Genomic DNA, 24171 nt, shown 5'->3' with positions numbered 1-24171 from the left:
CTCAATTAATGAACAATGTTTAAATATGCCAGTTTTTTTTATATTTACAAGTAATAGTAATTTATTTAATACAGGCACAAAAAAAGACGCTTATGCGCCCCTGTGCCTGTATCCTGGATTTAGTTACTCAGCTTTAAGTATCAAGCTGCTACATTAAAACGATCAATGTGGCCAAACATGCTAAGTTCAGCATCATTTACCTTGGTAATGTCAGCCAGACATTCACCTTCAATATCGTAACTAGAGAAATCTTCATTGATCAGATCAAATTCTGTTTCCGGTGAAAACTCCACACGCCATAAGGTTACGGCAACCTTATCCCCTTTATAGGTATCAACACCTTTAAAGAAGAAACGGTATTCATTGCCGATATCGTTTGCAATCGCAGTACGTGTTAATTTTCCGGCTTTACCTGACCACTTAACATCACCAGTCGGTGCAATATTAAAAATCACTGTACCGAATGCCGAATCGAGTACATAGGTACTGGCATCAATATCTGTATCAGCGCCATCTTTAAACTTAACTTCTGATAGATTACGCTCACCCAGATCAATCATAGTCCCAGCTTCAACAGTACCTAGTGAGCGATCAGCGATAGTGCTTGCAGATACTTCAGTAACTTTACCACTCATCACCATGGCAAGATTTTGCTTGGTTACCTCTTCCAGGGTGCCGCTTACAGATACTCCTGTCTGCTTTCGTAGTACTGCATCTTTCGTACGAAAACCTGTTTTTGACTCATAGTGATCGGTTGAATCCGAAGTAATTTGAAGCTGCAGGGCCGGCATACTTCCTACTGGAAACATACCTGATACTGCACCATTAATAATTTTAGCCAGGAACAGTTCACCCTGTAACGAAATAACATCTGGTTTATTTCCCATCTGCTTTTACCTCTTTTGTAGTTTTTGCTGCAGCTGGTTTCGACTCTTCAGAGGGCTTTTCTATTTCTACCTCCTTGATCGTACCTGCATCTAATTGCTGTCGGATTTCAGCATTGGTGAGTCCACCCACGAAATCCCCTTTTTTGAAACGCCCTAATGGTTGTTGGGCTACATATTGCTTTGCTGCCATGATTGGCTCCTAGATAAATCGTTCTGATTCAAATACTGCGGTGAGATATGCAAAACCTGTACTGAAGGCTTCTTTCACATCAACCAGCATCAATTCCCCACGTGCCGAGGCTGGCTTCCAGCCTGAGAGCAACTGAATAACATCTTCAAGAAGATTACCCGCCTGATCTGTTACCGCTGAACCATCTATAGACTGTGAACGGGCATTCTTACAGGCTACGGTGACCGCCCACTGCTGGCTGATCATGTTCATTTTTCCCTTGCCCGCACTATCCTTAGAGCGAATCCGCACAAAGTTGACGTGAGCTGATGGGGTTACCTGAGCCATTTCAGTCACCAGTACAGAGTTCAACGGCGTATAGATCTGCTTGAAATCCGGAATCTCCTTGAGCTTCTCGGCAATTTCTCCACGTACTGCAAAAAAGTCAGACACCTATATGCCTCCCGATAATATTAAGGATCTCTTCATCATCATCCTGATTGATGCCCAGGAAGGTACGAGAAGGGATATTGACCTGTTTCACTTTCCTGAACTGGCCACCCACTGCAAAGGTTAAGTACTCCGCCGTTTTAGGCAGAATGGTGGCACCAAAATGAAAGACATGGGCGTACATTTTGTTTGAGCCCCACTCAACACCATCAGGGCGCAGGTTGTAGTGCAATTCATTCATTAATTCACCCGTATCACGGCCTGTTTGACCATTTTGCATCTGGGCCCGCCATGACTGTTTCCATGGATTTCCATCTACATCATGCTGACCGATAAACCGGTCTTGAGTGGAATAAACTCCATAACTACCAATCTCGACAAACATATCCTCCTTTCTGCTGTCGAAATCGGCCATATGCTGCAGTACTGCCATTACGGCAGATTCATTGTCAGGACGAATTGTTATAGCAAAAGCCATACCTCCTCCTTATTTAAATGAAGGCATCTTGTCTAGCGTTTCATCACCAAACACGCCTCCTACATAACTGGTTCCGATGGGCATTGTGGTAGGCCGGCCCTTGGGCTGATCATCTACAATTTCATTGGTTGCGGTCTGAATCTGTAGATGTGCTTTCTCGTCTTGTACCCGTTCAAGAAATTTAATCGCATCCTTATAACGGTTACGTACTTCTTCAGTGGGTTGCTGGTAATAAAGCCGGTAACGGGCAATATCACAGGCCATGCGGTTCAGATTACTGGGCACATTGGGAAGAGGCAGAGGATAACGGCCACCGATATAACCGTTAATCTCTTCTGCCGCATCCTGAAGTGCTTCATTGATAGAAGCTGCTGCATCTGCATGCATCAGCTTTAGTTCTTCAATGTCATCAGCAAACCGCTTCACCATGTCTGCTTCTGTTGCGTACATAGATCACCTTACTTGGCTGCATCAGCACCCTGTTCAGCTGGCTTGTCACTGGTCTTAGACTTAGACGCTGACTTGGCCTTTTCAGGCTCAGCCACCTTTGCTTTAAGCTCAGCAATTTCCTGCTCAGCTTTAGCTTTGTCATCTGCTAAGGTTTTATTAGCCGTTGTCAGATCAGCATTAGCCTTTTCAAGCTCAGCCAGACGTGCTGCGGTACCATCTGCTTTAGGCTCTTCCGGCTCCTGATATTCTTCAATAGCCCCAGATGCTAAAAGGGCCTGAAGTTGTTTAGCTTCAAGCCCTTCTATTTCCTGACCTGGACGGAAATGTCCGATCGACTGTCTTGCAATATACTTTGGCATTGAGTTCTCCTTATACGAATCCACGACCACCCACTAAACCGTTCTTGTTGTTTGGAACAGCCAGTGGAGAGGATTCAGCGAGTAATTGAATGCTTGAAGGATTCTTTTCTTGCCATTGGCTTAAATAGAACTCTAGAGCCTGACCGAATGCTTCAACGTTTTGCAATGCACAATGTGCGATCCAGCCATTGGCATCGGCAACCAGACCAAAGAAGTCTTCAGGGATAAAGCGTTCGGTACTCCCTCCCATACTATGCTTAGCGTCATAGGTCCAGATTTCGATATTGTCCACTGTGCCTCGGAATTGTGGCTTATCAGATTGATCAAAGGTTGGAGTGAGCGGCACACTGATCCCTTTATACGGCGTAATGAATTTCTCATTAAACTCAGGATCTTTAGTTAATGTGTTGTACACCTTAGAAGTGGTTAATGCCATGATTGGTGATGTACCTGAATGTTCAACAGCCAAGTCAATCATCGCCTGAATATCCTTAACCGGTGTGGCTCCTGCTTGTCCCCATTTAATTAGAGGTGTGAAGTTACAGGCCGGGTTCCGCTCATAATCCACTTCGTACATCGGGAAATCTGCTGAGGCAAAAGTAGTCTTACCATATAGCAGTACATCACGGGCAATCAGCAGCTTCCGGTTTTCAATAGATTGACGCAGGTACAGAGCCTTTTGTGCCTGGTCGATTAACAGCAAGTCTGCATCAGACAATCGATTTGAGCCTGTAGCAATCACACCATAACGGCGTAGTTGTGAAATCAGCGCCGTATTTTGTACTTCGCTTGGCATCACCGTCATCATCGGCTTTAAATAAGCTGGTTTCACGAATTTAACGTTACCAGACTCACCTACCTTGATCTGTCGGCCAGCTGCTGTCGGAGTGACAAAAGGTGCAAGTGGGGTTGCGGTGTTCAGCTCACCTACAGGGACTTCCTTCTTGGTATAAGAAACACGCTGAGGAAAAAACCGGTCCATCAACCAGGTATCCACCTTTTGAGTAGTATCAGTCAGCAGCACCAGCTGTGGTACATCCAGCAACTCAATGGGTGCATTTTGAAATGTAAAAGTTTGACTCATGTCTTAGTTCCCCACCACTTTACGAAGTTCAATTTTATTTTTTAATCCCTGTGCCCGCACAGCATCCATCTGGCCTGTTACAAGCGCCTCACCTTTGACTGTAACAACAGCCACATCAAAGGCACCTTGTACATAGATCGGCATTTCGAGATTATGATTGGCATGGTAAGTCGACTGCTCTGCACTCATGTCTGCCAGTGCAATCGCATTCCACTCACCTACTACGTTTTCAGTTACCGTCGGGTGATCTGCTACATTGTTGGCATCGACGTATAATAAATCCCCACGTAAATAGATGACTCCTGTTTTAGGTTTGGCATTTTCGGTGCGAATACCATCGCCTACCACCAATTGATTGGTCGTAATGGTTTGAGTAATTGTTCCCATTATTTAGACTCCTGAGCTGCCGCAAATTTAGCGAATGCCTGATCCAAAGCTGATCCTTGTGGTGCTTGCCCACCCTGTCCACCAGTAGCTTGATGGCTAAACAAATGGGCAAATTTAGGATTTACACCTGGTGTTTGATGTTGCTGTCCAGCTGGTGGTGTTTGATTACCTGTCGAGAACTGTTTAAGTGTGCTGGCCATCAGCTCAAATGCATCGTCTGGCATAGCAGCGAACTTAGACTTCTCTTCGGTACTAAACTCTTTGCCCAGGTCTTTAGCCAAAGCATCGATTTCGGCATTACGTTTATCAGCGGCAAACTTTTTAATCTGTTCCTGCAAACCTGTAATGGTCTGCTCCTGCTCTTGGAGTTTTGCTTTTGCTTGTTCTAGGTCCACATCTGTGTCCTCTGGTTGGTTGAAGTTTTTGGGTGAGTGACTAGCTGCCACGGCGTTGGTATTGTCATCTGCACCTAAAGCACAAAATGACACTTCACGGATACGACCACCCCGAAAGATGGCAACAGGTGCCTGGAATGTCCTGCCATTCACAATGACTGAACCTTCTTTAACCTCTTCCACTGTGGTGGGATAAATCCGTACTGACATTTGCCATGGAAAGTCATCATCAGAGTCCTGGGCGACTTGAGTTCCGAATTCATTTGAAAGTAGATTTCCCTCAATTTTGAGGCCTTCCGTATGACTCACAGAATATGAGTTGATTGCTCCAGCTCTTTGATTGGTTCGATGCTCTAGCAATGCGGGGATACGGCCTTTGATCTGGATCGAATCAAGGTCAAACACTACCTTGTCCCAGTACCAGTGGTCAGTAATTGCTTCACCGCTATAGGCAATACCTGAGAAGGTGCGCTTCTTTTTCCCTTCCTCTGGCTTGTCTACACTGACTTGGCCAAGCTGAAAGCAATACTGATCTTGCTCCTGCTTAGCTTTTTCATTTGGATCTGGCATTTTTCATGCTCCATAAAAAAACCACCCCTAATGGAGTGGCTCAAATTAATTTCTTAAGTTTAGTTAGTTAAGGCTTTCAGTGTATAAATCATCTGGCCATTTACTATTTCACTTGAAACTACCTGAAAAGATATGCCTAAAGGAAACAGTACGCCTTGCCCTGCATTTAACTTTTCCAGATCAATACCTAAACCTTTAGCATTTTCAATCTGAATCACAATATTTGAAGCAGAACCTGCAAGCAGTAACGGCGCATCCAAGGTAATGACCTTACCTACCTCCAATAATGCAGCGTAGGCTAGTGAAGCTGATCCAGCCACTGTAGTTGCACTATTCGATGCCACTGCCTGTAGCCTGCCTAAATCCTCCTTCAACCAGCGTTTAAGCACTTCCTCAGCCAGAGTAATAGGGGGCTGCTTTAACTGCGCCGTAAGAACTGAATCATTGCCCTGTACATAATCCAAGAAAGTACGGATCGCACTAGGTCGAATGCTTGGATCAAGTGGAATCACTGTATTGGCCACCACATCAAATAAGTCCCGGGTACTATCATCCATTGGAGCAAATAAGCTGGCCAGCTTTTTACTTGCTGTCCACTCGGCTTTGATAACTTCCTTCTGCTCCAGCAAAAACGCTTTATTCAGGTCAGAATCCAGAATCTTCTGATCTACCAGACCAGATAGATCGCCATAGGTCATTGGACTGGTACTCCACCCCATTTCCTCAGCCACTTCCGGTAGCTGATCATCTGGGGTAATACCGTATTTTTCCGCCTGCTTTTCAGTTAATGCAATCACTGTACAGCGACACATGAAGCCCCACGGCGGGTAATACATGAGCCAGAACGGATCATCGATATGACGGATAATCCGGTTTAATGCCAGGTGACTTGGACGGACCCGGCTATCATCGATAGCTGAATACATCAGGTATGGTCGTTTATCTCTATTGCGTTGCTGCTGTTGCCAGCGTCCATGACTATACGCCGTCTGAATATTGGTCCTAAAAACATTCTTGAGATAAGGCTCACTTAGCTTAATCTCATGTTCAGCGACCAGTTTCTTAAAGTCCTCAAATGTCGAGCCATCTGCAATAGCTTTGTTTACGGCGGCTATCACAGTCTGGATCTGTTCTATGCTCGATAAAAAACTGACCGTGGTGGCCAGTTGTCGTGTCTTGAGATCCAGAGAGTAAAACTCATCAGGCAATACGATTTTACGAGACCGGGCAAACTGTAAGGCCTCTAAGAATGTGACTGGTTGCAATTTTCGGCTCCAATAAAAAAGCAGCTTAGAAGCTGCTTTTAACTCTATCCAGACTCATCATCTCTAAACTACTTAATCCAAGACATCACAAATACTTTAGACTGCGTTTCGGTTTCAAAAGACTCTTGTACCACCTCAAAACCTTCGGACTTATAAAAAGCAATACTGTTCTTATTATCCTGATATACATTTAATACCAGTTGAGGCCTCAAGTTTTTAGCATGGGATATAAGTAATTTTCCAATACCTTTACCTTGCTGGTCTGGTGCAACAAAAATAGCTGCAATTTCGTTTTCTACCAGCGCGATAAAACCATATATTTGCTGTTCATCTTCTGCCAGATAAACCTCAGACCTCGGTAAATAGTTATTCTGCATTTCAACCTTGTTTTCTTCCCAGTAAGATTCAGGAATGAAATGATGTGCACGAATAGAGGCCTCGAACCATATGTCTACCAATTTTTCAAAATCGTCAGAACTAGCCGGTCTGATATTTATCCAAGAATTTAAAGTCATAATCTTACACTCTTAAATTATTGCTATTACTTATTACGCATTGTAAGAACCTTATGAAAAAACCGCTTATTTGAGGTATTTCACTAGTTACATTTTACAGATGAATGCAGCTTCTTTCATAACCATTATGAGAAACCTCTAATTCTATAAATATGTAACGGATTTTAATTAATCATCTTTCTTTTTCTGCTGTGACATACCCTAGTACATCACCTGCATATAAAGCTCGTTCCAGATTAGCCGTGAACTGAGACTGACTGGCCTCAGGCATAAGCTGTATTAGATGAAAGGCCAGTTCTTCTGGTGTTTCACTCTTCTGCAGGAGCTTGTTTACCTGATCATTGCTTAAGAGTTCAATATTGCGCTGTGCATCAGTCAACTCTTCTACTTCCTGCTGTTCAGGTGATAGCTTTCTGGCATTTGCTGCAAAACTAAAGGCTTTATGGGGTAAAGCCTTAAACTGCAGATCGGGTTGGTTCAAGTCAGTTACAGACTTTAAATCACCCTCTTGCAAGCCATACTCACGAATAAAGTAGTCATCCGATAAGTTTGCACCTGCATTTTTCAGGTGAACATCCCGTTCGGCCTGCTCTTTGTTAAGAGGTTTAGCTTCCTCACCCAAGCTCACCTTATGTTCATCCCATCCATTGAGCATGCATAAGGCATCAACTACTGCCTGGATCGTTGGAGTCACTAACCGCATATCAGATTTCAGTTTATCCTGTCGCACATTTTCATGTACCTGACCAAGAGCGCGACTGCCAGTTCCATCTGTACCACTGGTGAGTGTCTGTCCCAATACAACCTTTTGAATTTGCCGAATTAGAACGCTATTAAACATATCGAATGATGAGCCGGCTGTTCCATTTGCTCCGGCAGTCAGAACACTTACATCATCGTCCTTATCAATTGCGAGAACACTTTGAGCATGAGCATTGAGCAAAGCTTTAGCCATATCTTCTGTGCCAGTTGTATCCACCTTGCCGAGAAGTATGGGTGTACCAAAACGCTCCAGGAACTTGGCCCAGAATTTAAAGCCATTCTGTTTAAAGAAATAAAGCCAATATAGTGTGGCTAACAATGCTTTTCCGTAGGGTTGCTCATAAGTGGCTTTACGGCGTGTCAGAAAGAACTTTATCTTTTGATCAATTTCTTCTTCTCGACCGTAACCGTCTTGCCGATAGATTAATCGTCCATCATTTTTTGGTTCAAACCATTGCATGGGCTTTTCACCAATCCATTGCAGTCCCACATACCCTTCAGGCTTAAGCTCATATACGGCTTCCTGTACGGAGTAACCAAATAACAAGGCGTTTAGTGCAGCAGATGCAATTTCAAAATACCATTCTTTTAGTTCGATATTCAGTAGCGCTGCAACAGGAGTATCACTTGGTTCAATCCGAAATGGTGTAGCAAGCAATGCATCAATACGCGTCTCTATTGCTTGGGCAATTTCGTCATCATCCAGCATAATTTTCAGTCTATGCCGGGCTATACCCGCTTTACGTAAAACCTCATCCGTATCTGGCTGTCGGCCAAAGTTAGAGAGAAATTGCGTAACTGCTTCTTGTGTATATAAGTTGCCATAAGACAAAGCCTTTTTAGCTGCTTTGCCTTTTTTAGACTTTGCCATAGGTTTTCCTTACGAGAATGTTCGACTTCCTGCTGTAGCAGGTTTAGCTTTACGCCTACCCTTAGATATTTTCTCCAGGGCATAACGGATTGAATCGATGTAGTGGTTATAGGCATCAATGATGATTGGTAACACCTCATCCGTTAACCGGTCTTTTTTATAAGAGTAGTTTCTAAACTCATTTAGGGTTTCCTTACACCGAGGGTGAATATAGACCCGCTTGAATGACTGGATAAAGGCAATACCATCCTCGACTGAACCCTTTCCTTTTTCACATGCCTTGATACGACTTAATCCGTTTCGTTTTAGATGGCTAATAGACTCGGGTCGTGCGTTATCGGCATAGATTGCATAATCTTCAAGATCAGGGATGAGTTTTGACAAGAACTCTACCGTATCATCCAGTTCTAGCCCTACAGCGCCTGCCTCATACTCAATCCAGAGGCAATCGTCATGAATCCATGAACGTGTCGCAGCCAGCGGATCATGAGCAAAGCCAAAATCCAGACCCTGATATGGTCCATCCCAGCTATAGGGATCAGGCTCAAATTCCTGAATTTCAAACTTGTTTCGAAAGATCTGTGCTTCAGATAATTCCAGATACTCTCCCTCCCAGATCCAGCGATAGGTCGCATCATCCAGAGTGGCCTGATCACGGCGGCGCTCGATTTCAAGGACTTCAGGAAACCATGGGTTATCGATATAGTTCATCTCCACACCGAGACCGATCAGTTCACCGGTCAGGTCATCATAAATTTCTTCATGTCTGAAACGTGTACTGGTTGCACTATCACGTCGTTCAGGGTTCCATGTAATCCACACCTCAGAGTTATCTTCACGTACTGTAGGTAGTAACTTGCGCCATGCCATCTCAGAAACAGTTTCAGCCTCATCTACCCAGCACAGCAGAATACGCGCTTTAGACTTGATGCTGTCCAGGTTGTGGCGTAGACCAGCGAATCCATAGCTCACTCTTTTATTTTTAGTACGAATAAAGTTTTCACCCATCTCGTAATAGTTTTTTAAAAAAGGAACTGAGCGAATCGCCTGTTTTATTTCTTCCATAGATGAATCAGCTAATGAGTTCATAAACTCACGCGCACCTAAGATCAACCCGCTCACACCAGCCTCGGCATATATATAACCCTTGATCGCCGTCATCAGTGCAAAGCTTCTAGTCTTACCTGAACCACGGCCACCCCATGAAGACCTGTAACGGATATTGCTGGTGCTAAATAGCGGGATAAGTTTAGGCGGTAATTCAATCTGTACCTTTGACATTAGGAGCCACCAGTTCGATTACAGTAGGTTTCGCCGCATTAAGAGATTCGCCGTTTGTGGTTATATCTGTCTTTGTGATACGACCATCTGTTTCTTGAAATGCTTGCTTTAACAGGTTCTGCTTTACGCGCTTATTCCGTCCAGAATCCTCATACATCTTTTGAAGTTCCCTTAAACGAAATGCTTTATTAGCAATCGCTATATCTTCGATATTTTCTCGAAAATCCTTGCGGGTACGCTCAAATAGTTCTGTCAGTTTCTTGCTTAGGTTTCTGCCTGAAAACTTTGTAGGGTCATAACCCTCACATTGTCTACGATCAATCTCTATACCAAATCTTTGTTGGACAGCATCAGCTACCTGTTGAGGTGTTTCAAAGCAAGCAAGAGACTGAACTATAAAGATTTTTACAGGCTCTTTAAGTGCCGCCATAAATACCCCTTTGTCATGCTACGTCCAACAAGACAGGCAAAAAAAGAGCCTTTCAGCTCTAACCAATCACACAGTTTCCACAACACGCAGCCATACTCTTTTCAGACACAAACGGCGCGTTCTTCGCGATTTCCAGTAAACGCTTAACTGACTCATCAGCTCCCCAGCGTTTGGTTTCACCAAAGAACACTTCTACATCGTGGCCAGCAAGATAATGCTTTGGTAAGCCGGTCATATCGCTATAACTGATTTCGCCGTCCTCATCACGTTCAACACCAATATGATAAAGTTCATGCTCAATCAAACGACAGAACTCACGATCATTAGAGTTTTCGCAAAAGCTTGCGTCTACTGTAATGAGATAAACAGGCACATAGCCGAACCAGTCCCGCATCTGTTGTTCCTGTCTAGCCTTCTTCCAACCGCCCTGGTTAAACATCACCTTTTCACATTGGCCCAGTACCATACGTTTTTTCGCTACTGCCGCAGATGAAGCCCAAGCAAATGCCAGGAAGGTTTCATCATCATGAAGCAGCTCAGCGATATGATCATGGTCCGGATTGTGCAGCTGGCCACCCAAGGTTAAAAAGTTTTTAAGCACCCATTCTTTTAATTCAACGGCGGGTGCTAACCGGATTGCTTCCTCTTCCTCTGCCTGATCAATCAGATCCGGCGGTGGGAATGGTCTGAACTGTTCTATCATTCATTCGCTCCAGTTCTTTTTTAATCCAGTTAATGACATAGCCTGAAAGTATTGAATCAGGATGAAAACGTTCGAACGTATAACCCAGTTCTTCTGCATGGTCATAACGATCCATGCTCCATGCTTTATTGGCCAGCTTACCCCTGCGTCCACCAGACCAAGGACCGCCTTCAATCTCAATTAGCAGTCGCAGCTTTACAATATGAAAATCAAATCGCCAGTGCTTAGTGTTTTTAAACTGAAACTTTCGCTCATACCCAATTGAGTGTTCTTCTAGTTCTTGAAAAAGGGTTTCTTCAGCTTCGAGATATTTTTGAGTTGCCTTAGGTAATGGCTTTGCTCTTGGTACCTTTTTTAATGGCTTCTTTTTGGTTAGAGCTTTGTACTGGTTGGCATCCATAACTTACACCCATTAAAAAACCGCACTAACTTTAGTCAATGCGGCTTCTTATTCTTACCAAACTTAAATAACGCTATTCGATTTCTTTCCAGAAAGAGACATATAGTTTGAATTCTGACTTTATGAGAAATGCACTAATTAAAAATGCAGCCCCAATTACCAGAAACATTATGTCTATATTCATAAACCCCACCAATTCAAGGATAATTCCAAGAATGCACAGTGCATAAAAAACAACTACGCCTAAATTTTCTTTCATTTACTTCACCAGGAGAAAATTTGCTTTCTGCAAATTTGAACTGGCATATTTACATCAAAACTTCTTTAAATGGAAGAGACTGAGAAGTCTATCCGATAAATATAATTTTTGGTTATCTGGTTAATATTTTGCAAACCTCTTACTTTCTTTTTCTCCATGAGAGAAGAACCACTCAAAACTAGCTTAAGACTATTGTTCAGTTATTTAGGTGTTATAAGCACCACCAATAAGTTATCTTCTTCTAGCCAGTCAAACTCATACCCTTTAGCATCATAGTAAATTTCCAGTTTCTCTACTACTCCAGGCTCAATATCAGAATATTTCTCTTCAAAACTTATAGCCGTATTTTTATTTACTTCCAGCTTATTATTGATACTAGAGATTAATCTTTCATAAGTAATTCTATAATTAGACATGATAAAAACTTCTTAATTTTTCGGCAAACACCTAGCTATATCAGAGCCCTAGCAAAATAAATATAGTATAAATGTCTAAGTAATTTTAATTAATTTAATCAAATAGATTGCATAAGTTATTTTAAAAAATCTAGGATTTGATCTGTAGTTATGAGAATAAATTTTAAAAGATCTCATAAGGTGTTTAGAGCTTATGAGATCTTCAATAATAAAGTTAATTCCTTTCATACTTTCAGTTTACCCATTATCCTTAAGCCACTTGGGCTTCATCCAGAATAAGCTGAACCGCACTCTTTAACTTTATTTCCAAATCAGGATCTGCCTTATTCATGCGCCACTCATGCCTGGGAGTAGGATTATTTCCGGCATATCCTATATCTGAAAACAAATATACGCATTCATCAGAGAGATGAGCGCTATAAACAACCTCTTTTGAATTACCATGTGTTTTCTCTAACACCTGTAATGTTTTCAGTATATCTGAATCACTCATATTTAAAATCTCTCTCATTAAATAGAAAAGCTCATACTGGGAGTGATATGAGCTTTCGGTAGATGGATATTTAAAGCTAATAAACTAATAATGAAAGGTTAAAAAAACCTGCTTTCATAGAGGTAAAAGCAGGTTAAGGGGTACTACTACACACACTCTTCTATCGGAAGGAAAGTGATAGAATTAATATTAATATAATTTAAAATTCAAATATATGTAGTTGTTTTAATAGCAATAACGGTGTGCTTAATGTATCTCATGTTGTTTATTTATTAAACATAGCTTGAAATTAAATTAGAGATTTTTAAATAAACAATATAAATAAATTTCTAAAAATCTGTCTCCAACTAAAATCTTATGAATAAAAAAAACCTATCCTCTTAAGGATAGGCTAATGAGGATTTGTATAGAACTAAGTGTATACAAATTCATTAAAACTTTAAGAGCCTTTCTTTCAGGGAGAAAAGATAATTAAAGTAGGTTACCAAAGTACCCTTAAGTAAAAAGGGTCATTTGAATATAGACAAAATATCGAGTTTCTTGAGTAATTTTTTTGGATAATAGAGTTAATAGTATGTATCGTATTCACTCACTAATATTCTTTTATTTGCTAGTTCTTCAAGCATGTTCTTATTCTCTGATCCAATATATAAAAATAAAACCTGCGGGGACAGGCTTTATTTTATATATCTTCAAGATTAATTGAATAACTTTTTAAAAAATTAAATAAGCTAACTTAATATTGAAACAGAATAAATCAACTATGGCTTAAGGTATAAAAACTGTCGGGCTGTCGAGATAATAAATCTACAAAGTCAGGAATAGTTTCATTAGTCAACAAATAGGGATTAAAGCTCTCTTTATGCTTATCCATAAAGAAATTTATAACATCTTTATGATAGCTCGCATATTTCATATGCCATTTGGAGAACATTCGTTCATCAATATTTTCTAAGAACAGCACTTCACATTCTTCATGACGTGGATCTTTAAGAATCTTCTGAAAATAAAGATGTTCAACTTTTTCCCTCTCCCCTTCAAGGCATTGGACAAAGTAGCCATTGCCGTAATAGAGAGCACCATAAATCTTATGAGGCGTATTAAAGTTTAATGCTTCAGTAAGAATGTTGAACAGCTCATTCATAGGGTTGGCACAATCTTTTAGCTTACTTACATACAACAGTCTTACATCTTCCACATTAACCTCCTGACCTAACTAAATAGTAACCACGTAAAAACCGTAAAAAAACATTTTAAAATTTTTGTAAGTAATTACTTATAGCTGCAAGGTGTTTAGTTTGTGATGTAAGGTCCCTAAAGATAAAATTTTCACTTATCCAAGTCAGCTTTGTTGACAATGCAATAGGTAACGCAATTGAGTTAAACCAAAGAATGATTTAAGACTCAAAGAAGATATATCCCCGGAATTTAAGCGCAATATTAGTTCAAACAATTAGTTAAAGATACTAGTGATAAAGGCTAATTTGTAATCAATGCAAATAGAACTCATTTTAATCAAGATCAATACAGATAAACAGTATTCGCCCCCTTTCTTTCTAACCACATGAAGCGTCAATGATCTTGTTGGTATTTGAAGCCTTAATAACTGTAATCCGGTTTGGTCGATAATCTTCTGTAACAGCCTCACCTACTCTTGCATAGCGAAGTATCTCTGAATTGGTCATCTTTTTGATTTCCTGATCACTTAAATCAGTTCTCCCTACAAGCTCTTTGGCCCGAAGTGGCAAACACTCATGGAGTGTATCTTCTGCTTGTTTATCTGTTTTTTGTTCAGATACGTGATCAATATCTGACTGGTAATTTGAACATGCACAGAGAACCGTCAGTAAAAATCCTGAAGCAATAAATTTTTTCATATTTTGGAACTTCACGGTGGGTATTTAGTAAATAGTGAATCATCAATCTGCTTTTAGCTGTTGTGTTCTCTTATGCACTTTTTTATAAAAGTTATCAGATCTAGCTTTTACTGAAGAGTTCTTTCTTTTAAAGTAGTTCACAATATCTTGATAGCCTTCCTCTTTTTCATCCGCTAGAGGAAAGGTTTTTTCTTTTTGTGTAAATATAGTTTCAATCAAGTTTACATACCAATTAATAAAACTTTGGGTAAGCTCCCGATCAGGTATTACACTGAAATCTATCCGTGCTTCTATACCCCATCTTTCTATAGGTTTTAACGTTTTTAAATAGCTTCGAGTAAGAGGAATCTTAATTTCTTTACTTTTAGTTTTAAATTTCAATTCGGTGAGTAAAAGATTTAAGTCCTTTAAACCATTAGTACTAAACCCGTATTCTCTATATACCTTCACATAGGTTTCTTGAGCAAGGCGCTGATAATTTTTGATAATAGTTTTCAATGTCTAATCCATTTGCATTGATTTTAGATACCATACACATCTACTGGCACATCTGACCAGATATTAAAAATTAACTCTTTATATTCTGAGGGCTCTGCGCCTTCCAGCAAGTAAAAAGACTTAATAGTGCCATCTTTATTGATTTGAACCCTTTTATACAACAGTGTTTCTTTGTCTTGCGCCGTAAACTCTTCAATAAATTTGAGGATCTCTTCCGAGCCTAAATGTGATGGCTCTACCATCTGACCGTTATACATACCGCCGATATAATAAGTTGACTGGGCTGACATAAGAACCTCTCTTAGACTTTGTTGACAGAAGCAAGTCTTAATAAAGGAATACCTGCTTGTTTTAAAAGCATATAAACCTCTTAATAATTTAGCCCAATTAGAGGAAGTGAAAGTATCTTTTGTAATGCCTGAATGTTAAGTTTTTTTAAAATAAAAAAAGCCCACTATTTAGTGAGCTTTTAGAATTTTGCTGTGGTTTTCATTTATACTTCCACCACTATAAAACAAAAATAGCATTTGCCCTGATCAAGGTCAATATAGGCAAAAATAAAACCTCGCCAATAATCTCATATAGCAAGGTTTATTCACCGAAAAAAGGCCGGTTAAATACATATCTTTCAGGTTAACAATTTTTTAAAAACGATAGCCTACCCCGAGATAAGTAATAAGAGGATCAATATCTATCTTGGTTCTTGAATGAATTAACTGTCGTCCTGTATTTGAGTCAAATACATCAATATCTGCATGATTACTTAATTTTGCATAGGATACTGAAGCGACTCCATACCAATTTGAATTTAAGTCATATGTTGCCCCCAAAGTTACTATTGGAGCAATCGCTTGAGTAGTTTCTACTTTTACATATGGATCAGCGCTTGAAAGTTTTCCATCTAACGCTGCTCCAGCTCTATTATCAATAATATTTTGAATCATATGACCCGCATTAATTAAATCAGTTTCTATCTCGGGATTTAATTTAATATCGTTGAAATAGGCATACATTATTCCGGCTCCAATATATGGACGGAATTTGTTTACTCCAGTCTTCCCAAACTGATATTGGACTTCAATCGCCGGTGTCCATGCCCGTACAGATGAAGCTTTATTTTTATTACCCAAATTAGTAATAGGAATATCTTGTTGGAGATCTAATTTTCCCCCTGGAAAAAGTCCGGCTATAATCTCATTTGGACTGGCTTGTCCAGTCATATTCGCGACAATCTCCCCTTTACCTTTGATATCTACCTTAGGTGGTATACCGCCAATTACCTGCAAAGAGACATTGTCGTTCACGTAATAGCTAAATGTCAGGCCTAATGTATCAACATCCTCAGCTTCTAAACCAGTTCCATCGTTCCTCCACTGATCTATGCCTTCAAGTTGTACTGTCCCTGTCGTATTAGCCGATAAGTTTGATCCAGCACTATTAGGGCTTAATGGATCATTATCTTCCAATAGACCTAATATTTGAGCAACGCTAGGTACTCCAGGCATAACCACTTCAAATGTTTGTCCCAGAAATTCTTGCGTAGGCGTGACTCCATCACTCATTACTGCATTAGGATTAATTGCATCAAGAAAAGACTGTTGAGATATACTGCCGACCCCATAATCAGTCCTTGGTTTTACAGCTGTATTAATATTAAAAGGATTAGCCTTACCCTGAGGCATTACATGCAACCAACCAGCCGATACTGAAAAACGTTTAAATTCTGCATGACTGGCTTGTGAGCTAGCTATAAGAATACCCATCAGAACAGGATTGATCCAACTTTTTGAAACTTTCATATTTATACCTAATTATCTTATTATGAGACATTCCCTATGTCTTAAGCCCTGTTATACGCTTATTTTTTAAAAATTAAACAAAAAACAGATAAAAAGTATTTATATTTCATTTTGTTATTTTTAATATGTAATAGATATTGTCTAACAATAAAATTATTTATATGAATTTAAACAGTAAATTTACATTTATTTATTCTGTTTATTATATAAAATAGCTATAAAAACTTGAGTAACACTTACTATTAATAGTAATAAAAAAGCCCACGTTTCAGTGAGCTTTTCTCATGATTAGATATTAGGAGTTGATTTGAGTATCCACCCAATTAACAAACTTATTTTTATTAGTAAAGTTTGGCATCACCCCTAAGTTAATTATTTCTTTATTGCCAAATTTACCTCTAACGGTACTAGGTGCCTGGACTCTGAATTCTTCAGGAGCCTCTTCATGTAAAGTTCTAAAATACTCTACAGCTTTTGTAAAATCACTTTCATTCCTAAAACCAGGGCGCTCTTGTAAAAAGTCATAAACCTGCTCCAGCGCTGGTAAAAAGTTGTTTCTAGGCATTGTTTTTCTCTAAAGACACAGCTTTTCAAAGGGAGGCTTATTTTGGGTTAATTAAAATAAAAATACTCAATAGTTTCTTAAGCTTTCTGTAAAAATTTTCCCACTTATTTTTAAAATATACTGTAAAAACCAATTTTATACTTCATATAAAGCTCAGCAATCATTAAGCCAGTAATACGTTTCGTATGTAAAAGACACATACCTCACACACCACTCTCACAACTACCTTAGTGTAAGTGGATATAAAAGAGCATGATGAATTTCCTTCACATAATAAAGAAGATTAAAATGTCTAATTTTAAAGATTTTTCCGAAAAAGCTACAAAAGACAATGATACAACTGAGCCTACTCCGGAAATCTCACCGCAGACCCCTGATGAAGTGAAGCAAGATGAAAAGTCTCCTACCCCGAATGAACCACAAAATAAAAATTAAGTAAGATCTTAAACAAAGTTATATAGTAATTCTAAAGTTTATTGGGGTCTGTTGCTAAACGCGGACTCCATTTTTTTTATTCAAAATCACTCTAAATTTACAATAAATTTATAGTGCCAGCTAGTTTCTCAATTAAATTCTTGGCGTTAGTCTAACTCTTGAAATCAATATTTCTATACCCTTTAGCTTCATAGCTAGTTAAAGTCAGCTTTAGATGAACTGTAAAGACACCTGCCTTATGTTCTATAATTTCTACTGAAACCACATGAGCTCGGTTTATATAAAAAACCCACCCCAATCAACATTCAATACTCCCTGTTTTTATATTACATTTTATTTTAAGCGTAAAAAAACTCGCATTAGCGAGCTTTATTTAGTGGCGGTTATATACAAATTCGCCAAGTTATCACAAATATGCCATAACCTGTGTACACATGCAATTACTTTTGAAGTAATTCAGATTTTAAATTGGGGTAACGTCCTTGTATAAATGCTAAGGCACATTTTATATCTTGGCGGATCTGGATAGTTGAGGTATCAAACATGGTAGCGACCTCTCTCAGCTTTTTATTTTCTATATATATTTGCCATACAACATCTATCCACTCTTGTAATGGTTCACTCTCAATCTGCCGTATATCTAAAATAATCCGTTGAAATGCTCTTGCCTCATTGTCGGTTATTTGACAGGTCACTCCACGGCGTACAACCGGTTCTCTAAAGCTTTCATCATTCATATATTTTGCAATGAGCTGCTCACGTTGTTTCTGATTCAACTTGCGTGTGGGCAATGTTTTATAGACCAGACGCTTAACTTCAGTATTGCCATTCATCCAGGCACCAAATTGACGGAACCAGTCCTCAGTACTAAAACGTGTCCAATCCGTTGTTTGCATAATTGTTACTGCTGCATTCATCACTTAAAGCCCCCTAATAACCTTTCAATCTGTCGAACCGCCAAACCGCTTTTCACTTGCTCTGTACTAAACCGAAATAATCGCTTAATAACATCTAACGCATAACCTGAACGAACCTGGTCTGCGGTAAAATGTAAAATTCTCCACCCATCAATTACCGCCTCATTCCTTTTTTCGCAGTCATTATCAAATCCCTTTTTGGATGTATGCCCTCCTGATTTACCGAGCCAAATCCCACCCTGAATTTCAACTGCAACCATTTCCTTAAGCCATGCAAAATCAAAACGCCATTTTCTATCTGGGCGAAAAACAAACTCTCTTTGCATCCCGTTAATGAGGTTGTTTTCTGTTAACTGATTCAGAAACATCTCTTCCAAGTAAGACGTAACCACACCATCTATTCGTTTGGCTTTTCTACTTCCCGTCATACACTCAACAGAGCAATAAGTCCCTATCCCTCTACCCCTTTTAAGTTCCGATGGTTTTGTGTAAAAAGGTTTTTCACATGTCCTACAAGTACAATTCAGCTTTGTGCTTTTAGGGGCTAGTCTCGGATTATTTAAAACTGCTTTTTTTGAACACTCGGTTCCACAATATTTTTGCTTATCCACTTTGGATGCTTGAACTTCAAATTCAGAGTTACACCACCCGCACTTGACCAAACTCCTAGTATCCAGAGATCTGCACTCTTTCGAGCAATAAGCCCGCCCCTTGCCTGATTTCTGCTGGCTTGGTTTGACGTGGAAAGGTATTCCACATCTTTTACAATTAACATCATTTACTATGTATCTTGGATTCTGACTTCCTGAGCTTTTGCAGAAGTCTGAGCAGTATTTCCCATAGCCATTTGAAATTCGTTTTGGTGATGCATAAAACCCCGTACCACAAACGATACATGTACAGTTTTTCTTCAAACTTTTTTGCACACATTCTTTGCAACTACCAATATGCCCATCTTTGCATTGCGCGTTTTGAGCAAAATTTTCGAGCAATTTTTCCTGTCCGCATTTCTTGCATATCTTAGATAGCGAAGTCACTCTAAACCTCCTTGAGGTCAATATTGTGTACAGTCTTCATCAAATGTTTTTTGTTACGATAACTTGCCAATTTCCGCGTGATAGCCGATTTCACATCCTCGACTACCAAAACTCCGTTTTCTAAATAAGTAAAATCAGCAAAGTACCGCAATGCAGGCTTGGCTTTCTTTTCACCTGCGATTTTCACTTTAGGTGCCAGTTCAAATTTGACCTGACATTTTAAATCTTGAATTTCACCCCTTTGCATTCGCGCCTTAAGCTCGATATAGCGACGATGTTCCTTAACACTATCAAATGTCATCCCATCCAATTCAATGCGCGTATTGTTGAATTTGGAGCGTTTCTGCTTAGGTTTATCTACCTGCTGTGGTGCAAATTGCTTTTTATATTCAGCGATTGAATAAGCTTTCAATGCTCAATTCCCTTTGCTAAATCCAAGAAGAGTAATTTTGCTGTTTCGGTTAACGTAGACCCCTGTGGTATTTCTCCGTCTTTGGCCACTAATCCCCATTCAACCAATCCGTTTAGATAACGCTGCAGGCTTCGGATTGAAATTTCCATATTGGGTTCAATCGCAGTATGAATTTGTTTGATAGAGATACGGCCTTTGTGTGAAGACATGATTTTAAAGATCATCAAATGCATGTAGGTTCGATCTGCTTCAGTCAAGCTGCATCTCCTCTTAGTACACCGTTAAATCCTACCTGTTTCAGGTAAGGCTCCCATTTCTTCGCCTGTACCGGATCTGCCAGTTTCACGGCGATGCGTGCGGCCAGTTTTTCGTATGACTCACCCGGTTCGCTAAAACGCCCTGAGAATTCGGGATGCTGTGAGAGCTTCTGGGCGAAGGTGTGGATCTGTTTTTCAGAAAGCTGATTCGACTGACTTCCCGTACCTGCCGGTTTAACAGATGCAGCTTGCTGCGGATTTGAATACTTGGTCCGGTAGGCGTTAATCAGCCAGTCAGCAAAGTGATAGATCATCAGATCACAGCTCATGCTCTTGCCAGCGTTGTAGGTTTCAAAGGCCCGCTTTTCCCGCTCAGACCACTTCGAGTTCATGAGGGTGTCAAAATTGATGCTGTCATCGGCCAGAAAAATTTCTTCACGAAGTTTTTTAAAGCAAAGCCAGTCTTTTTTATTTTTAGATTCTTCTGAAAGATTCATTGGGAGATTCTGTGTCCCGTTAACGGCACTATTCAAAGTCCCGTTATTGGCACTATTCAACATGCCGTTAACGGAATGATTCCGTTTTTGGGACTGTTCCGTTTCCGGTACTGTTTCAGATAAATTTTTTTCCTGTAATGGTGCCGTTTTTGGCATGGTTTCGCGTCCATTGACCCCATTTAACCGGTAGACTTTTACCCGTCTTGTACTGCCCTTGCGCTCACCGGTATCGATAATCAGCCGGTCTTCTAGCAGCTCGGCAATAATCTTGAGTACAGTCTTGCGTTCAAGACCGGTGTCTTTTTCAAGACGCTGCATGCTGGGGTAACAGCAATGGTCTTCACCGGCACGGTCTGCCAGCGAGAGCAGGATGAGCCGTTTCAGCGGTATGCGACTACCACCTTTCTTCTCGGTCAGTCCGACTCTCCAAGCCCAGTTGGTTGCATCTAGACTCATAAGCCTACTCCAAATAAATCAGTTTGTTGAGCATTTGGAGAAATCCAAAGACATTCTTGGCGACTCACACCACCTCTATTTCCTGAGGCTTGTACAGCTTTAGTTTTCTTTACCCAGTGTGTTAAGCGTGAGTTGTAAATCTCATGGTCATAACCCGATAAAATGACTTTACCTTTGACCTGATTTAATAAATCTAATAAATCGATATGGTCCTGATCACTCATTTCATATCGATAAGCTGTCATGTTTGATGTTCGAGTACTTCTTACATACGGTGGGTCCACAAAAAATAATGTGTTTTCATCGTCATACTGATTAATCACTTTTGCAGCTGGTTGGTTTTCGATAAGGACCTGTTTTAAACGCTCAGCAAACTGCAATAATCGATTTGGATAACGTTCCCATAATGCAATTTCATAATTCTTTTGTCGGCCTCCCGCCATTCTAAAACCAGTTTTTCCTTTAGTTGCTCCAGCTGAACCAAAACCCATCTGTGCTCGAATAATCATCCTTCTTGCTTTTTCTACAGGGTCTTCAGTTTCATTGTAGGCATCATAGAATTCAGTACGAGAAAATGGTGTTAAATACAGTTTCTCTTCTAAATATCTTCGTTGCTCTGGTTCTCTAAGTACTTTGAATAAATTCACAACTTCATTATCTAAATCGTTATAGATCTCAATAGCGCTAGGTTCTTTAGTAAATAGCACGGATGCTCCTCCACCAAATGGCTCAACATAAGTTTTGTGGACGGGAAAATGTGAGATAACCCAATCCGCAATCCGGAACTTGCCACCGTGATAACGGATAAGCGGGTGTTTTAAACTGCTCATGACACCTCCGCCCGTGCTAATTCTTCTGTAGTTAACCGGCGTTTGGCTTTGAGTTCAGCGAGTGTGGCCGGACGTATATCCTGCTCATGCACAATCTGCTCACCTTCCAGCAGGTAGTAATGGCTGCTCTGTTGGGCTTTGACGGTTTGTAGCCCGTCCATCGCAATGCGGTTTGCAAACACCACCACATCACCTGCAATGAAATTGCCCTGCACTGCTTTAAGCCCTGATTTGCCATGAAGGATATGTTCTGCTAAATTGGTATTCATATTCATTTCCTCAGAATTGAATTTTTGGAACAAAGCCTGACCTCGACCGTCAGGCTTTTTCTTTTTGTTCTACGCATAAGTGAACCTGGCGATCTAACTCAGCCAAGAACAGATGTAGTTGATGAATGACTTTGGACATATCCGTTGCTTCGCCCTGAGTAATGCGCCCGTCTGCCATCATTTCTCTAAAAATAGCGCATACGTCACCGCCACTCATTCCAATACTTAGAACCAGATCAGTGAGTGCGGTATCTCTACATTCAGGAATTGTGGGTAAATCAAGAGAAACCTTTCCATGCTCGAAATTCAGGCTTTGTAAGATGCGGTAATCACCAGTTAATGCCATAAGTTTCGAAGCTTCTAGCAAAGATAAATGGTGAGTATCTGTATTGGGATTGACCTTACTATTGAGTACAGCCGGACTTTTAATTCCCATGCGTGATGCAAGGCTGTTTGCTCCGCCTTTGTAGTCATGAACTGTGTTATAAGCTGCATCTGTTATGTTCATTCAACCTTCCTAAAAACGTATTTCTTAAATTGTATTTTCATTACCATTTAGATTGTTCGATACAGAGCATGGATATAACCCAAAATGCTGTAATATTTCAGACTCACAAACCTTACCTTTACTGGCTTCTGCTAAAGCCTTACGAAGCTTTTTTCGGGGTTCTTTGTATCCATAGTAAAGATGAGTTTTTATGTAACTCACTGTAGTTCCAGCAGCTTTAGCATATTGCTCCAGCTCGTCAGGACTAAGCCGATAAATAAACTCTCTAAAGGTCATACATGCTTCCTCATATACCAAATTAAATATTACCTTTTAGGTATTATAAATACAACCTTTTTTCTTGTTTACCTTTCTGGTGATAATCGTAGAATTTATAAATATGAAAAAATCACCTTTAAGGTGATTTATTACTTAATTGATAGGCCTTCTATACCATGGATAGCAGAACAATCCGTTATCAGAACACTCGCTACTTAGTTGATCAGATTGGTGGTGTTTCTAATTTTGCTGAGAAAATAGGTAAGAGTCAGTCTCAAGCGAGTCAATTTGCTGGCACCAATCCAATTAAGGGTATTGGGAATAAAGTCGCTCGCGAAATTGAAGATGCTTTTGGAAAGCCTCATGGATGGTTAGATATTCTGCACAATTATAATGAAGAGACTCATAGTTTATATTCCAATGTCTCTGCTCCTATTCCGCTGACTGACCGCCTAGTTCCTGTGATCTCTTGGGTACAAGCTGGATCTTGGACCTCTGTCGAGTCTGTGCCGGTTGAAACTCAATTTGATGAATGGCTACCACCTAACCCAAAATGCGGAAAGAATGGGTATGGATTAGAAGTCGTTGGTGAATCAATGCTTCCCGACTTTAGACCTAGCGATAAGATTTATGTAAATCCAGACTTTCAACCAGACGAATTAAAGACTGGGGATCTAGTGATAGTGGCCTATGAAGGCGATGCAGAAGCAACATTTAAAAAATTGATCTTAGAAAGCGGCAATATATATTTGCAGCCGTTAAACCCTGACTGGCCAGAAAAGACAATGCCATTGGTAGATGGCTGTAAGCTGGTTGGGAAAGTGGTTGGATTGTATCGAGATGTTTAAAAATCCTGCATAGAACCTTTGAGGCAGTCCAGTGATGCGTGGATTTTGATTTCCAGCAAATGAAATTAAACAATTACTCAATAT

General features: G+C 40.1%; 35 protein-coding genes. 2 read left to right on the top strand and 33 right to left on the bottom strand.

What is annotated here, in order from left to right:
• Nucleotides 1-140: 140 nt before the first annotated feature.
• The 24 genes from ABZP31_RS06465 to ABZP31_RS06350 form a co-directional block, all read right to left on the bottom strand.
• Nucleotides 141-887, bottom strand: coding sequence for a hypothetical protein (locus tag ABZP31_RS06465; protein WP_119878795.1), 747 nt, complete (start codon nt 885-887; stop codon nt 141-143).
• Nucleotides 877-1077: a hypothetical protein gene (locus ABZP31_RS06460; protein ID WP_248135540.1), complete on the bottom strand. Its 201-nt coding sequence runs from the start codon at nt 1075-1077 to the stop codon at nt 877-879. Before ABZP31_RS06460 ends, ABZP31_RS06465 begins: the two co-directional genes overlap by 11 nt.
• 9 nt (nt 1078-1086) lie before the next feature.
• Nucleotides 1087-1509: a hypothetical protein gene (locus ABZP31_RS06455; RefSeq protein ID WP_262475516.1), complete on the bottom strand. Its 423-nt coding sequence runs from the start codon at nt 1507-1509 to the stop codon at nt 1087-1089.
• On the bottom strand, nt 1502-1984 hold the full coding sequence (locus ABZP31_RS06450) for a phage virion morphogenesis protein (RefSeq protein ID WP_248135522.1): 483 nt from the start codon (nt 1982-1984) through the stop codon (nt 1502-1504). The genes ABZP31_RS06455 and ABZP31_RS06450 overlap by 8 nt, the downstream gene beginning before the upstream one ends.
• Before the next feature lie 9 nt (nt 1985-1993).
• Entirely contained in the window at nt 1994-2434 is a 441-nt protein-coding gene (locus tag ABZP31_RS06445; RefSeq protein ID WP_005026825.1) for a DUF1320 domain-containing protein, read from the bottom strand.
• Nucleotides 2435-2442: 8 nt separating this feature from the next.
• Complete coding sequence (locus ABZP31_RS06440) at nt 2443-2793, bottom strand: hypothetical protein (RefSeq protein ID WP_248135524.1); 351 nt, start codon at nt 2791-2793, stop codon at nt 2443-2445.
• A gap of 10 nt (nt 2794-2803) precedes the next feature.
• Nucleotides 2804-3877 carry a major capsid protein gene (locus ABZP31_RS06435; RefSeq protein ID WP_034675345.1) on the bottom strand — a complete coding sequence of 358 codons (1074 nt, stop codon included), beginning with the start codon at nt 3875-3877 and terminating at the stop codon, nt 2804-2806.
• 3 nt (nt 3878-3880) lie between these two features.
• On the bottom strand, nt 3881-4264 hold the full coding sequence (locus ABZP31_RS06430; protein ID WP_248135526.1) for a hypothetical protein: 384 nt from the start codon (nt 4262-4264) through the stop codon (nt 3881-3883).
• The gene (locus ABZP31_RS06425) at nt 4264-5229 is read right to left on the bottom strand and encodes a hypothetical protein (protein WP_151828953.1); all 966 of its coding nucleotides are present in this window, start codon (nt 5227-5229) and stop codon (nt 4264-4266) included. The genes ABZP31_RS06430 and ABZP31_RS06425 overlap by 1 nt, the downstream gene beginning before the upstream one ends.
• Before the next feature lie 59 nt (nt 5230-5288).
• Entirely contained in the window at nt 5289-6494 is a 1206-nt protein-coding gene (locus ABZP31_RS06420) for a phage minor head protein (protein WP_248135528.1), read from the bottom strand.
• A gap of 68 nt (nt 6495-6562) precedes the next feature.
• Nucleotides 6563-7009 (bottom strand): N-acetyltransferase, encoded by a 447-nt coding sequence (locus ABZP31_RS06415; protein ID WP_248122961.1) that lies wholly within the window; start codon nt 7007-7009, stop codon nt 6563-6565.
• A gap of 172 nt (nt 7010-7181) precedes the next feature.
• Complete coding sequence (locus ABZP31_RS06410; RefSeq protein ID WP_262475519.1) at nt 7182-8642, bottom strand: DUF935 domain-containing protein; 1461 nt, start codon at nt 8640-8642, stop codon at nt 7182-7184.
• Nucleotides 8643-8651: 9 nt separating this feature from the next.
• Nucleotides 8652-9923, bottom strand: coding sequence for a phage terminase large subunit (locus tag ABZP31_RS06405; RefSeq protein WP_262475520.1), 1272 nt, complete (start codon nt 9921-9923; stop codon nt 8652-8654).
• On the bottom strand, nt 9904-10353 hold the full coding sequence (locus ABZP31_RS06400; RefSeq protein WP_051590404.1) for a DUF2280 domain-containing protein: 450 nt from the start codon (nt 10351-10353) through the stop codon (nt 9904-9906). The genes ABZP31_RS06405 and ABZP31_RS06400 overlap by 20 nt, the downstream gene beginning before the upstream one ends.
• 58 nt (nt 10354-10411) lie before the next feature.
• Nucleotides 10412-11053 (bottom strand): putative metallopeptidase, encoded by a 642-nt coding sequence (locus ABZP31_RS06395; RefSeq protein ID WP_262475549.1) that lies wholly within the window; start codon nt 11051-11053, stop codon nt 10412-10414.
• Nucleotides 11013-11456, bottom strand: a complete 444-nt coding sequence (locus ABZP31_RS06390; protein WP_262475521.1) for an endonuclease domain-containing protein — start codon at nt 11454-11456, stop codon at nt 11013-11015. Before ABZP31_RS06390 ends, ABZP31_RS06395 begins: the two co-directional genes overlap by 41 nt.
• 459 nt (nt 11457-11915) lie before the next feature.
• Nucleotides 11916-12131 (bottom strand): hypothetical protein, encoded by a 216-nt coding sequence (locus ABZP31_RS06385; protein WP_005019487.1) that lies wholly within the window; start codon nt 12129-12131, stop codon nt 11916-11918.
• Nucleotides 12132-12381: 250 nt separating this feature from the next.
• Nucleotides 12382-12624, bottom strand: a complete 243-nt coding sequence (locus ABZP31_RS06380; protein WP_005019484.1) for a hypothetical protein — start codon at nt 12622-12624, stop codon at nt 12382-12384.
• A 757-nt stretch (nt 12625-13381) separates the two neighbouring features.
• Nucleotides 13382-13822 carry a BLUF domain-containing protein gene (locus tag ABZP31_RS06375; RefSeq protein WP_005019483.1) on the bottom strand — a complete coding sequence of 147 codons (441 nt, stop codon included), beginning with the start codon at nt 13820-13822 and terminating at the stop codon, nt 13382-13384.
• A 358-nt stretch (nt 13823-14180) separates the two neighbouring features.
• Complete coding sequence (locus ABZP31_RS06370; RefSeq protein WP_034675365.1) at nt 14181-14501, bottom strand: I78 family peptidase inhibitor; 321 nt, start codon at nt 14499-14501, stop codon at nt 14181-14183.
• Nucleotides 14502-14543: 42 nt separating this feature from the next.
• Nucleotides 14544-14999 carry a hypothetical protein gene (locus tag ABZP31_RS06365; RefSeq protein ID WP_005019479.1) on the bottom strand — a complete coding sequence of 152 codons (456 nt, stop codon included), beginning with the start codon at nt 14997-14999 and terminating at the stop codon, nt 14544-14546.
• 23 nt (nt 15000-15022) lie between these two features.
• Nucleotides 15023-15289, bottom strand: a complete 267-nt coding sequence (locus ABZP31_RS06360) for a hypothetical protein (RefSeq protein WP_262475522.1) — start codon at nt 15287-15289, stop codon at nt 15023-15025.
• 354 nt (nt 15290-15643) lie between these two features.
• Nucleotides 15644-16798: an OmpW family outer membrane protein gene (locus tag ABZP31_RS06355; RefSeq protein ID WP_248130867.1), complete on the bottom strand. Its 1155-nt coding sequence runs from the start codon at nt 16796-16798 to the stop codon at nt 15644-15646.
• A 295-nt stretch (nt 16799-17093) separates the two neighbouring features.
• On the bottom strand, nt 17094-17363 hold the full coding sequence (locus ABZP31_RS06350) for a hypothetical protein (protein ID WP_248130868.1): 270 nt from the start codon (nt 17361-17363) through the stop codon (nt 17094-17096).
• Between the two features lie 288 nt (nt 17364-17651).
• Between ABZP31_RS06350 and ABZP31_RS06345 the strand changes: the two genes are divergently transcribed.
• Entirely contained in the window at nt 17652-17798 is a 147-nt protein-coding gene (locus ABZP31_RS06345; protein WP_248130869.1) for a hypothetical protein, read from the top strand.
• A gap of 440 nt (nt 17799-18238) precedes the next feature.
• On the opposite strand, the gene ABZP31_RS06340 is transcribed toward ABZP31_RS06345, so the two are convergent.
• Genes ABZP31_RS06340 through ABZP31_RS06300 form a run of 9 tightly spaced genes read right to left on the bottom strand, consistent with a single transcriptional unit; the run spans nt 18239 to nt 23257 of the window.
• Nucleotides 18239-18715 carry a hypothetical protein gene (locus ABZP31_RS06340; protein WP_262475551.1) on the bottom strand — a complete coding sequence of 159 codons (477 nt, stop codon included), beginning with the start codon at nt 18713-18715 and terminating at the stop codon, nt 18239-18241.
• Entirely contained in the window at nt 18715-19752 is a 1038-nt protein-coding gene (locus ABZP31_RS06335; protein WP_262475526.1) for a hypothetical protein, read from the bottom strand. The genes ABZP31_RS06340 and ABZP31_RS06335 overlap by 1 nt, the downstream gene beginning before the upstream one ends.
• A gap of 1 nt (nt 19753) precedes the next feature.
• Nucleotides 19754-20164 (bottom strand): DUF1064 domain-containing protein, encoded by a 411-nt coding sequence (locus ABZP31_RS06330; RefSeq protein ID WP_034679942.1) that lies wholly within the window; start codon nt 20162-20164, stop codon nt 19754-19756.
• Nucleotides 20161-20373, bottom strand: coding sequence for a hypothetical protein (locus tag ABZP31_RS06325; protein WP_146130063.1), 213 nt, complete (start codon nt 20371-20373; stop codon nt 20161-20163). Before ABZP31_RS06325 ends, ABZP31_RS06330 begins: the two co-directional genes overlap by 4 nt.
• 44 nt (nt 20374-20417) lie before the next feature.
• Nucleotides 20418-21374, bottom strand: a complete 957-nt coding sequence (locus ABZP31_RS06320; RefSeq protein WP_262475527.1) for a helix-turn-helix domain-containing protein — start codon at nt 21372-21374, stop codon at nt 20418-20420.
• Entirely contained in the window at nt 21371-22204 is an 834-nt protein-coding gene (locus ABZP31_RS06315) for a DNA adenine methylase (RefSeq protein WP_262475528.1), read from the bottom strand. The genes ABZP31_RS06320 and ABZP31_RS06315 overlap by 4 nt, the downstream gene beginning before the upstream one ends.
• Complete coding sequence (locus ABZP31_RS06310; RefSeq protein WP_262475529.1) at nt 22201-22473, bottom strand: hypothetical protein; 273 nt, start codon at nt 22471-22473, stop codon at nt 22201-22203. Before ABZP31_RS06310 ends, ABZP31_RS06315 begins: the two co-directional genes overlap by 4 nt.
• Nucleotides 22474-22522: 49 nt before the next feature.
• Nucleotides 22523-22981, bottom strand: a complete 459-nt coding sequence (locus tag ABZP31_RS06305; RefSeq protein WP_262475530.1) for a phage regulatory CII family protein — start codon at nt 22979-22981, stop codon at nt 22523-22525.
• Between the two features lie 24 nt (nt 22982-23005).
• On the bottom strand, nt 23006-23257 hold the full coding sequence (locus ABZP31_RS06300; protein ID WP_262475531.1) for a hypothetical protein: 252 nt from the start codon (nt 23255-23257) through the stop codon (nt 23006-23008).
• Between the two features lie 158 nt (nt 23258-23415).
• On the opposite strand from ABZP31_RS06300, the gene ABZP31_RS06295 reads away from it, so the two are divergent.
• A complete protein-coding gene (locus tag ABZP31_RS06295) occupies nt 23416-24087 on the top strand; it encodes a LexA family transcriptional regulator (RefSeq protein WP_262475532.1) in 672 nt (223 codons plus the stop codon).
• Nucleotides 24088-24171: the final 84 nt, after the last annotated feature.

It is taken from the genome of Acinetobacter sp. FL, from assembly GCF_040744925.1.
GTDB lineage: Bacteria > Pseudomonadota > Gammaproteobacteria > Pseudomonadales > Moraxellaceae > Acinetobacter > Acinetobacter radioresistens.
Note: the sequence above shows the minus strand (reverse complement) of the source record. Positions and strands in the feature narration are given on the sequence as shown.

Coding starts and splice junctions, on each gene's coding strand:
- ABZP31_RS06465 (WP_119878795.1), bottom strand. CDS start 887: ATGGGAAATAAACCAGATGTTATTTCGTTACAGGGTGAACTGTTCCTG.
- ABZP31_RS06460 (WP_248135540.1), bottom strand. CDS start 1,077: ATGGCAGCAAAGCAATATGTAGCCCAACAACCATTAGGGCGTTTCAAA.
- ABZP31_RS06450 (WP_248135522.1), bottom strand. CDS start 1,984: ATGGCTTTTGCTATAACAATTCGTCCTGACAATGAATCTGCCGTAATG.
- ABZP31_RS06445 (WP_005026825.1), bottom strand. CDS start 2,434: ATGTACGCAACAGAAGCAGACATGGTGAAGCGGTTTGCTGATGACATT.
- ABZP31_RS06440 (WP_248135524.1), bottom strand. CDS start 2,793: ATGCCAAAGTATATTGCAAGACAGTCGATCGGACATTTCCGTCCAGGT.
- ABZP31_RS06435 (WP_034675345.1), bottom strand. CDS start 3,877: ATGAGTCAAACTTTTACATTTCAAAATGCACCCATTGAGTTGCTGGAT.
- ABZP31_RS06430 (WP_248135526.1), bottom strand. CDS start 4,264: ATGGGAACAATTACTCAAACCATTACGACCAATCAATTGGTGGTAGGC.
- ABZP31_RS06425 (WP_151828953.1), bottom strand. CDS start 5,229: ATGCCAGATCCAAATGAAAAAGCTAAGCAGGAGCAAGATCAGTATTGC.
- ABZP31_RS06415 (WP_248122961.1), bottom strand. CDS start 7,009: ATGACTTTAAATTCTTGGATAAATATCAGACCGGCTAGTTCTGACGAT.
- ABZP31_RS06410 (WP_262475519.1), bottom strand. CDS start 8,642: ATGGCAAAGTCTAAAAAAGGCAAAGCAGCTAAAAAGGCTTTGTCTTAT.
- ABZP31_RS06405 (WP_262475520.1), bottom strand. CDS start 9,923: ATGTCAAAGGTACAGATTGAATTACCGCCTAAACTTATCCCGCTATTT.
- ABZP31_RS06400 (WP_051590404.1), bottom strand. CDS start 10,353: ATGGCGGCACTTAAAGAGCCTGTAAAAATCTTTATAGTTCAGTCTCTT.
- ABZP31_RS06390 (WP_262475521.1), bottom strand. CDS start 11,456: ATGGATGCCAACCAGTACAAAGCTCTAACCAAAAAGAAGCCATTAAAA.
- ABZP31_RS06385 (WP_005019487.1), bottom strand. CDS start 12,131: ATGTCTAATTATAGAATTACTTATGAAAGATTAATCTCTAGTATCAAT.
- ABZP31_RS06380 (WP_005019484.1), bottom strand. CDS start 12,624: ATGAGTGATTCAGATATACTGAAAACATTACAGGTGTTAGAGAAAACA.
- ABZP31_RS06370 (WP_034675365.1), bottom strand. CDS start 14,501: ATGAAAAAATTTATTGCTTCAGGATTTTTACTGACGGTTCTCTGTGCA.
- ABZP31_RS06360 (WP_262475522.1), bottom strand. CDS start 15,289: ATGTCAGCCCAGTCAACTTATTATATCGGCGGTATGTATAACGGTCAG.
- ABZP31_RS06355 (WP_248130867.1), bottom strand. CDS start 16,798: ATGAAAGTTTCAAAAAGTTGGATCAATCCTGTTCTGATGGGTATTCTT.
- ABZP31_RS06350 (WP_248130868.1), bottom strand. CDS start 17,363: ATGCCTAGAAACAACTTTTTACCAGCGCTGGAGCAGGTTTATGACTTT.
- ABZP31_RS06345 (WP_248130869.1), top strand. CDS start 17,652: ATGTCTAATTTTAAAGATTTTTCCGAAAAAGCTACAAAAGACAATGAT.
- ABZP31_RS06340 (WP_262475551.1), bottom strand. CDS start 18,715: ATGAATGCAGCAGTAACAATTATGCAAACAACGGATTGGACACGTTTT.
- ABZP31_RS06325 (WP_146130063.1), bottom strand. CDS start 20,373: ATGTCTTCACACAAAGGCCGTATCTCTATCAAACAAATTCATACTGCG.
- ABZP31_RS06320 (WP_262475527.1), bottom strand. CDS start 21,374: ATGAGTCTAGATGCAACCAACTGGGCTTGGAGAGTCGGACTGACCGAG.
- ABZP31_RS06315 (WP_262475528.1), bottom strand. CDS start 22,204: ATGAGCAGTTTAAAACACCCGCTTATCCGTTATCACGGTGGCAAGTTC.
- ABZP31_RS06310 (WP_262475529.1), bottom strand. CDS start 22,473: ATGAATACCAATTTAGCAGAACATATCCTTCATGGCAAATCAGGGCTT.
- ABZP31_RS06305 (WP_262475530.1), bottom strand. CDS start 22,981: ATGAACATAACAGATGCAGCTTATAACACAGTTCATGACTACAAAGGC.
- ABZP31_RS06300 (WP_262475531.1), bottom strand. CDS start 23,257: ATGACCTTTAGAGAGTTTATTTATCGGCTTAGTCCTGACGAGCTGGAG.
- ABZP31_RS06295 (WP_262475532.1), top strand. CDS start 23,416: ATGGATAGCAGAACAATCCGTTATCAGAACACTCGCTACTTAGTTGAT.